Origin of the sequence: Dielma fastidiosa (assembly GCF_000313565.1) — a bacterium.
Lineage (GTDB): Bacteria > Bacillota_I > Bacilli_A > Erysipelotrichales > Erysipelotrichaceae > Dielma > Dielma fastidiosa.
In genome coordinates this window covers 1-9,896 of sequence record NZ_HE578935.1, presented here as the reverse complement: position 1 = coordinate 9,896, position 9,896 = coordinate 1, and the positions used below count along the sequence as shown (strand labels likewise).

Below are 9,896 nucleotides of genomic sequence, written 5' to 3'. Positions count from 1 at the left end.
GCTTTCAATAAAGAGAAAGAACCCTCCTATTTATCATCCTAATGAATAACTAGCCAAAAGATAAAAGGCACATGCACTTATAGAAAAATACAAGCTAATGGCATATTTTTACTGAAAAGAAAAAAAGACACACGCAGAAATTGCTGTGTCTATAATTCAAGCATTAATTAATTCCATCCACTGATTCAGGATATAATCAAGATCAAACTCTCTTACGGATAAATTACTATTATTACTAAAATCTATTCTTAATTTTTCATCTTTAATTAGTTCTAATAGTTTAATAGCATAACCACATTCATCATAACAAGGTATCAAAAACCCATTTTCACAATCTCTGATAATTTCTGATGGACCGCAATCGCAATCAAAACTTATCATAGGAAGATGATGGGCATATGCTTCTAGTAAAACAAGTGGCATTCCTTCGTATCGTGAAGTTAATGCGAATATAGAATAATTAGAATAGATTTCATCGATTGCTTTAGATTTTCCTTTTAAATGAATGAAATTATTTAACCCTTCCTTGGCGATCCTCTCTTTAAGTTTTTCTATTTCAAGACCATCTCCATATATATCCCATGACCAATCTTTACATTTGCCAGCGATTACTTTAGCAATATTAATCAGTTTATCATAACCTTTCTGATACTCAATACGTCCGATTGTCAGTATTCTCTTTTGCTGTATATCAGAATAAACATCGTTTGTAATTAATAAAGGATTATATATCTGTATTATCTTACTTTTACAACCAAACTTTCGGACATAATTTGACTGATCACGTTTTGTTAAGACCACTAAGCTGTCAACATATTTCAAATAATATCTACGGCCTAGATCTGATAATAAGGAAAAAGGTTGTGTGCAATTAAAATGCTCCCATAATATTAATTTGAATTTATCTTGATTTTTCTTTTTTATTTTAGCTAAGTACGTTCTTAAATCACCACTAATTACAACCTGATAATGATTAGATAAAATTTCTTTTTCAATAGTATCAATTATATATTTGGCATGCATTCTGACATTGATTGATTTATTAAATAAATATTTAATGTTAATATTTGATTTATCAGATAGTTTGAAAAATTCATTTCCTATATCGCCAAATAAAGAAAGTAATGTAATATCATATTCTTGATGTGTAGCTAATTCATTAACTAAAATAGAATTTACCTTTTCCATTCCACCTGAATGATTGAAGTTATATACTATAAAACATAATTTTTTCATTATTTAGCCCCTTTATATCTGCCAATTTGCGACTTTATAATATTGACAAGAACTAACATTTGAGCATTTTTTCTATAAAATAGTAATTCTAAAAGTAAAAATGAAACAATAACCATACACATATTCAAAATAAACGATATGATACCATATTGGAATGCTAACATCTGATTTAATAGACAGATTGCAGCAATCTGTAAGAATGAAATAATAATGTATTTTACCTCTTTGAAAATGTAATCAGTTAATTTTAAATTTAAACCTGATTTAACAACCATATACACAATTAAAAAATATGAAATTATATTACTAACTGCGGTTCCGACAAAAACACCAAGCAAACCGTAATTGACAGCTAATACAACTGAAACAACTAAATTAATCACAACCTGCAATAAACGAATCGGCAACTCTTGTTTAAACAAGCCTTTAGTCACGATAACATTCGATAGCGGTGCTGTTACTAATCCATAATAATTATTAAAAATTACTACCAATACAACAGTAAAACTCATCACATAGTTTTTGCCAATCCACATATGAATAAAGGGTTGAATCAAGCAGATTGTCGCCACCGCATAAAATGTACTGACCTGAACTGAAATAAAATTATAAAGGTTGAAAATCTGATGGATCTTTGTACTATCATTTTCAGCAAATAAATCTCCCAGTGAAGCAACGACACCATTCAGTAAACTCCAGAGCAAGTTTGAAGCTGATGATAAAATTAAAAAGTAATTACTATAAACGCCCAGTGCCGCAGTGCCTACAAATTTAGAAATGATAATGCTGTCAGTTCCGTTGATACCAACATTAGCAATTTTTGATAAACTTAGAAATTTTATGTCATTAAAAATAGTCTGCCGCTCGTCCTCTTTTAATTCCGAAGGATGTGTATAAAATTCAGAATACTCTTTATGTGCTTTTTTCATTAATCTAAAATTAAAGAATAACGTAATTATAATCTCAATCCCTAAGTACCAAAGATAACTAGGATGGATTAAAAGAATGATTACTTGCAGCGTCTTTGTAAAAATTTTAGCCAAAAAGTCAAACATTAAGACTTTATAATTTTGCTGGTGTGCATAGTAAACAGTTCGAACATCGGTGAAAAAATAGCTGGAAAATGTAAGGAAAGCATAAAATACGAATACTTTCTGCATGTAAGGTATACTATTAACACTGCCTTTGACAAACAAACCGATAAAAGGTGTAATACAAAATGCAAGAATAAATAGAAGAACTCCAAGCCGGCAAAATATTTTCTTAAAATACTGAACAATAGCTGCCACTTTTTGGCGTTCATTATTCCTTATTGGCGAATATAGCGAGAAGTTTAAAGCCGTCCCCAATCCTAAATCTACAATTGATAAAATACTTAAGATGTTTGTAAATAAAGCATCAAAGCCTAAATATTCAGAACCCAATATTCTAATAAATACTGTTCTTGTAATGAAAGCAAATATTAAGATAATGAATTGCGATACAACCGCAAAGCCAGAATTCAATATAGAATTAATTGTTCTCATAATGTTACCTTATCTTCAATACAAATTAATTTGAACAATAATTTTTTTAATTCATCATTATCATCATTCAAATGATTTCGTAAAATATCCAACTTAACATTGATTTCATCTGTACTTATATTGATCGGTTTGTTAACAAAAATTAAATTATTTTTTGTTTTACTAACTTCTTCAGTATCAGAATGTAACTCTTCAAACATCTTTTCGCCAGCCCTAAGGCCAATTTCAACTATATCAATATCTTTATAGGGTTCATAACCAGCGAGTCTAATCATACGCTCAGCAAGCTCAAGAATGCGTTCTGGCTGCCCCATGTCTAATATGAAGGTTTCTCCCTTGTTTGCATAGTAACCAGCCTGTAACACCAGCTGTGCTGCCTCAGGGATAGTCATAAAGTATCGGCAAATGTTTTTATCTGTTATCGTTACCGGTCCGCCATTTTTAATCTGCTCTTGAAAGATAGGAATTACAGATCCACTAGAACCTAAAACATTGCCAAAACGCACAGCAGCTAATTTTGTAACTCCATTATTTCTGTTTGCTTCAAGCATTAACTCTGTCATACGTTTTGTTGCACCCATAACATTAGTTGGGTTGACTGCTTTATCAGTGGATATTAAGATAAACCGTTTTACTTCATATTTAATACAAGCAGTAAGTACATGATTCGTACCGAATACATTATTCTTAATTGCTTCCTTAGGACTATTTTCCATTAAGGGTACATGCTTATGTGCTGCTGCATGGAAAACGGTAGATGGCTGATAGGCACATATTATCTCACTAATAGCATTTAGATCTCGAATCGATGCTATTAATGATCGAATTACAATTTCTGAAGATAATTCATTTGAAATTTTTAAATGATTAAACTCTTGTTCCAACATATATAAACCATTTTCATTTATATCCACAAGCAATAGCATTTTAGGCTGATATTTTACGATCTGCCGGCATAATTCTGATCCGATAGAGCCTCCAGCTCCAGTAACCATGATTATCTGTCCTGTAACATAAGAAGTAATCTCATCCTGTTCCAACTGAATTTCACCACGGCCTAACAAATCTTCAATGGATATATCCTGTATTGGAAGATGCCTGTTAGCTAGTTCACTTTCTTTTAATGTAGTTGTACTCATATTAACCATCTTAGTCTTAATATTTAAAGGTTCTATGATTTCAAATACACGCATTTTCAATTCTTTGGAAGCATTTGGCATAGCAAAGTAGAACAGCTGTATCTGATATTGTTTTACTATTTCAGCTATATCATTGATTGTACCTAGAACTTTTTTACCTGAAATAATCACACCATTTTTATAATCATCAACAAAACCCACAATGTCAATTTTATCGTTTTCGTACTGTTCAAGCTCTTTCAGCAAAATATAACCAGCATCTCCCGCACCAATTATTAAGACTCTAGTTTTCTTATCATTCTCAAGTGCCGATCTTTTGAATAATTTATAACCGGCTCTCAAACTGAACATAGCTAGAATGGTGAGCATTCCTGAAACTAAAATTATATTAATCAGCATTGTCTTAAAATTGAATATGAATGTATAAAGCAACAAGATGGCGGTAGCACTGCCTACTGCAAAAGCAATACTTTTGGTTTCCTCAATACCCATGTATTTCCATACACTTTTATATATTTTAAATTTCCAAAAACAAATTAGATATACGATTAATACACCTATCCCTTTATACAGATTCATTTGAAAACCATAAACCAATAACTGATGAAGACTGAAATCAAATCTTCCCCAAGTGGTAATCAAAAAGGATAAAGTTACAATTGTAAGATCAATACTCAAAATTATTAGTTCTCTATATTTTGCTGATTTATTAAGATTCATCTTTAATCTCCAATCGAATCACTCGGACTCAAATATAAATAATAAAAGCAATTAAATATGAAAAAATAAGCTCTAATAGGCAGCCATAAACGAATTAATTCAGTGAAGAATTTTCTTAATTTAATTTTAAATAGCATTGGGTTGTCATTCATGCGCATCCGTTTCCATTGTATTGGATATGGATAGACACCTAAATTTTTTAAAATACGGAAATATGTTTGCTGCTGCTTACAAAATGGTTTTAGCTTACCTAAATTAATTAACATAACGGCATATAAGTTATATTCATAATAATTAATTAATTCCAGTTGTTTGTGACTAGCATTTTGAATTAAGATTCCTTTATTATCTAAATAATGCCTGATACGCCATAAAGTATTCTCAAGCTTGATTTGATTTATACTATTACTATGTATATGTGTGATTGATTGCCTTCTTTGTCGATAGAAATATATTATTTTTTGATACTCTCTTATCGGCCATTCTTTTAAAACAAGTGAAAATATGAACTCATCATCCTCACCATATAGCAAATGTTCATTAAAAGTTTTATTTATAAAATTTCTCCTAAATACTTTTTGCCATACAGATGAAACATATGTATTTGCTGTTTTAACATATCCACTCTGATACGAGCAGGGCAGCATATCGTGATTATAAGAAAATTGTTCAGAAATAGTTATATACTGAAAACTTAATATCTTTAAATCATCTTTACATAGCGTTTCATATAATTCTTTTAGACAATTTGGAGCAATCATATCATCACCGTCAATGAACCATATAAATTCACCACTTGCGGCAGCAATACCTTGATTTCTTGCAGCACTTACACCTTTATTTTTTTGGCTGATTAATATTATATTCGAATATTGGCTTTGATATTTCTTAATGATGTTTGTTGAATCATCTAACGATCCGTCATCAATACAGATCACCTCATATTCATTGACTGGAAGATCTTGTTCACATACTGAATTTAAGCAATCTTCTAAATAATTATCAATATTATATACTGTTATTATTAAAGAAAATTTCATCCAGCCACCTCCAATCGCTATTTTAAGCCATATATATTTTTCATTTCAGATATTATATTATGAATATCTAATTCCATGATTTTATCAGTTCTTGGCTTGATTTTAATATTTTGGATTTGATTCAATAATTGTGCCAATTCTTCAGGCTTATTTTCATCAAAGTAATAGATATTAGAACCATATTCTTTTAAGTCAATATTTCCTCTTATTTCAGATAGGAAGCATATTTTATTACATGCTATGGCTTGCATAGCCGCCACTGATAGACCTTCTCGATGAGAAGGGAAAATAAATACATCAGCAGTTTTTAATAATTCAATAATATCAGTACGATAACCAAGCATAAAAACTTGATTTTGAAGTTTTAAGTCATGAATTAATCGCTGTAATTTAGTTTCATACTTACCTTTCCCACATATCAATAGCTTTAGGTTTGGATTGTTACTCTTGTGCATTGCTTTAAGAATCATTTCCTGATTTTTGTTTTTATTTAATTCACCTACTGTTATCAATACAACATCATTCAAAGAAAGCTTTAATGCAGCACGCACTGACATAGGATTAACTACTATTTTATCAATAGCATTGATATCAATTCCTACACCATTAATTTTATAAACTTTGCCATTATTATGCAAATGAAACTGCTGTGCATTCGTGTAATCTTCTTCATTGATTGTTAGTAACACATCGGTATATTTTGCCAGATATTTTTCAATTGGATAATAAAGCAGCCAGCTGAAACTAGAAGCCTTATTATAAAAATGAAAACCATGAGCTGTATAAAAAATTTTAGCAATCTCCTTATTTTTTGAATGAGCCCATGCTAATCTGCCTAAAACTCCGCCAACCGGCGTATGACAATGTATGATGTCAAATTCAGTTTCATTTAATAGTTTTCTTAATTCATGAAAAGCTTTAATATTATTTATATTTAATGGTGAACGTTCAAAACATATATTATGTTGAATATTGCAATAGGGAATAATTTCTTTGCCATTAGTAGCTACATGTGTTTCATATCCATTGTCCTGAAAGATTTTTAAAAAGGGTAAATGAAAATGTAAAATATGACTCTCTACATGGGCGATAAATAATACACGCTTCATTTCTTCATCTCCTTATACTGAATTATTTCATTATATATGCCTTGCTCAAAGCATCTAGGCTGAAAGCCGAAATCACGAGTTGCTGCCTGATGATCATAAGAGCGGTCTTCTCCCATTCGTTGTACTTTTTCGATAATATCAATTTTTCCAAGCGAGATAAACTTTAAACATTTTGCACTGAATATAGCTAACCATAAAGGTACATGAATAAATAAGTTATGACTATTAAGCTGAGTTTTTATTATTTTTAAGCATTTAATTAATTCAATAGGCTTTTCGCCTGAGAGAATATATTCTTTTCCTTCAGTATTGGAATTAGTTAATACTTGGTAATATGCAAGACCTAAATCCGCTGCATGAACAGGTTGAATTAGGCAATGACCACCGGCAATATTAGGATACAATTTGAGTTGATCGATCATTTTAATAAATTTACTCATGTTATGATCACATAGATCACCATAAATCATTGTAGGTCTTAAAACAGTAATTTTTATTTGGGTTTGGTAACGGGCAAGTTCCTGATCAATTTTTATATATTCAGACGCAGCTTCTTTATATTTTGAATAACTCCCAGTTGTATGTACAACAATCAATCTTTTACATTTATTAATTATAGCTGCTTTTACAATATTAAGCGAATATTGAATTCCTGCTATATGGATAATCGTATCTATATTTGATAAAGCCATTGTTAAAGAATCATCTTGATTTAAATCAACTTTAATAATATGGAAATTAGATTGATTCGCGATAAAGGTAGTATCTGAACTTTCTCTAACTAAAAAACATATTTTTTCTTTATATTTATGTTTTATGAGTTCTTGATAAAAATAACGGCCACTATGACCTGTTATACCAGTTATAGCTATCATATTACTGCTTCCCCTCTTTAATTCCGCTATGTGTTAATACAATGAAAATGGTATTGATTATGATTTTAAGATCCTTTAAGAATGTTATATGTTCTGCATAGATACCATCATAATTAGCTTTTTGATCAATTGGCAGTTCATCACGTCCATTGATTTGTGCTAGTCCGGTTAAACCTGGCCGAACGGCGGAAGATCCATTGTTATTTCTCAGCAGAATTAAATCGGCTTGATTCACTAGACTGGGTCTTGGCCCTACTATACTCATATCACCTTTTAAAATGTTTATTAGCTGCGGCAGTTCATCTAAGCTAGTACCACGCATGAACTTACCGGGTTTTGTGATAAAGGCTTCTGGTTTTTCAAATAAATGTGTTGGGCAATTTGTTGGAGCATTTAAAGCCATTGTTCGAAACTTATACATCTGAAAGACTTGACCATTTCTGCCAATTCTAGCTTGCTTAAATACAGCAGGACCAGCAGAATTAGATTTAATAACAATGAAAATGCATAAAAATAGAGGGCTTAAAATAATCAATGCTATTAAAGCAAATATAAAATCGAACCATCGTTTTAAATATTTTCTGTACATGATCATCCCTCCCTCTAAAAATAAATGGGAACAGCGTCCCCATGTTTTAAACAAATCTGCTGGATTTATTCCATGCCCAGCCTGACAGTAATCCTAATATCATCCAAAAAAATGGTGCAACGTCGATTACGCTTATATTAAATATTGCCTGAAATAGATAACCTATAACAGCAATAAATAAACCAATATATAAATAATCGAATTTTAAATCTTTTTTCAGATACATCCTTTTAAACTCATTAATACTTTTCTTAATAGTGTAAAAATAGAGTGTTAAATAGCATAGCAAAACTGGTATGCCCTGAGTGATAAGTATTTGAATATACTCATTATGAGCCTTGTTAAAAAATTCATCTCGTACAGGAAATACAGCATGATAGGCTTCACCAAATGTATCGGGGCCGCTTCCGGATAGCCAGTATGTGGGTACTAAAGTCAATGACTCTTTCCAAACCAAAAACCTTCTTGCACCAGATTCTACTGTGATTTCACCGCCTGTTAGTAAATTTTTTAAATCTTCAAACATCACTATAATTTGTTCAATGTAATTGTTATCTGTAAGTAAAAGTAAAGAGAATAAACCAAAAATTCCAATAACCATAGCTACTAACAGAAGTTTAAATGAGCTAAATGGTTCACTATAATTTGAATATTGTTTTCTGGTCAGAAATAAATATACAAAGAAAACAATAATCATTATGCAGGTTCCAAACAATGCACTCATAGCATCAGTTAATATCATTGTTAGCAAAAATAAAATTAAACATATTAAATAAATAATTCTTTCTTTAATTGTTTTGGAAAAATAGAAGAAGGCACTGGCTAAGCCACATAGTAAAACTGTATATGTTCCCATGAAATTAGGATTACCAGCCACACCACTTATAGCATGATAACTAGCGTAACGGTCAATGACTATGTTTTCAAATAGATCAAATCGTTGACAGAGCCCATATAATGAATGAACCACACCAATAAATAAGAAAATTCTTATTAGATTCAAGCGCAGCTTATCATCATTTAAAATGGCTGAGCTTAAAAATATCGTGTAATAAGACAGCAACATGAATAAGCCTTCAAAACGGCCATTTGTACCCCAGATTGAGGTGTTCGGATTTATAGACCTTATCGTTGAGAGAATTGCTAGTACAGTCATTAGACAAATTAGTACAGGTATAAATTTTGCATTGAATCTTAAGCCGCCTAATACTACTCCAAATATCATCGTTATGAATAAGAGTAAGCTTATTACGTATATACTGTTTTGTATTGCATTATAGTGATTACCTGCTGCAAGTATTAGATAGTGTGAAGCAGGTATAAATAGCATTAAACCAATTAATAAGATAAAAATGAAATGCTGACAAATATTCGAAATGTATCTTTGTAAATCGCTCATGATCAACCTCCATTTCTAATACTAATTTTATCACATTACAATTATTGACTCAATGTAATTCCCTAATCATGCAAAGATGATACTTTTTAATTTTATTGAAATATATGGTTATTAATTTAGCCTTTTATTATCAAGAGAAGGAATCTTTTTTATAACTTTAATGCCTTAGTTAACAGAAATGTAATCGGGTATATGCCTGAATAAAAGAATTGAATATTTATATTGTCCTTAATATAAAGCAAATTTTTTATTTTATGGAAAGC

The 9,896-nt window shown here is 30.6% G+C and carries 8 protein-coding genes; all 8 read right to left on the bottom strand.

All coding sequences use genetic code 11. From position 1 onward, the window contains the following. Window positions 1-156: 156 nt before the first annotated feature. The 8 genes from DAHG_RS17965 to DAHG_RS17930 are packed head-to-tail and all read right to left on the bottom strand — an operon-like array spanning window position 157 to window position 9,633. Complete coding sequence (locus DAHG_RS17965; protein WP_022939736.1) at window positions 157-1,236, bottom strand: glycosyltransferase family 4 protein; 1,080 nt, start codon at window positions 1,234-1,236, stop codon at window positions 157-159. Then, window positions 1,236-2,762: a lipopolysaccharide biosynthesis protein gene (locus tag DAHG_RS17960; protein ID WP_022939735.1), complete on the bottom strand. Its 1,527-nt coding sequence runs from the start codon at window positions 2,760-2,762 to the stop codon at window positions 1,236-1,238. The genes DAHG_RS17965 and DAHG_RS17960 overlap by 1 nt, the downstream gene beginning before the upstream one ends. After that, on the bottom strand, window positions 2,759-4,621 hold the full coding sequence (locus DAHG_RS17955; RefSeq protein WP_022939734.1) for a polysaccharide biosynthesis protein: 1,863 nt from the start codon (window positions 4,619-4,621) through the stop codon (window positions 2,759-2,761). The genes DAHG_RS17960 and DAHG_RS17955 overlap by 4 nt, the downstream gene beginning before the upstream one ends. Before the next feature lie 2 nt (window positions 4,622-4,623). Continuing rightward, the gene (locus DAHG_RS17950; protein WP_022939733.1) at window positions 4,624-5,661 is read right to left on the bottom strand and encodes a glycosyltransferase family 2 protein; all 1,038 of its coding nucleotides are present in this window, start codon (window positions 5,659-5,661) and stop codon (window positions 4,624-4,626) included. Between the two features lie 17 nt (window positions 5,662-5,678). Continuing rightward, a complete protein-coding gene (locus tag DAHG_RS17945) occupies window positions 5,679-6,770 on the bottom strand; it encodes a glycosyltransferase (protein WP_022939732.1) in 1,092 nt (363 codons plus the stop codon). Next, a complete protein-coding gene (locus tag DAHG_RS21030) occupies window positions 6,767-7,645 on the bottom strand; it encodes an NAD-dependent epimerase/dehydratase family protein (RefSeq protein ID WP_022939731.1) in 879 nt (292 codons plus the stop codon). Before DAHG_RS21030 ends, DAHG_RS17945 begins: the two co-directional genes overlap by 4 nt. 1 nt (window position 7,646) lies before the next feature. Further along, window positions 7,647-8,234: a sugar transferase gene (locus DAHG_RS17935; protein ID WP_022939730.1), complete on the bottom strand. Its 588-nt coding sequence runs from the start codon at window positions 8,232-8,234 to the stop codon at window positions 7,647-7,649. 46 nt (window positions 8,235-8,280) lie between these two features. Next, complete coding sequence (locus tag DAHG_RS17930; RefSeq protein ID WP_022939729.1) at window positions 8,281-9,633, bottom strand: O-antigen ligase family protein; 1,353 nt, start codon at window positions 9,631-9,633, stop codon at window positions 8,281-8,283. Window positions 9,634-9,896: the final 263 nt, after the last annotated feature.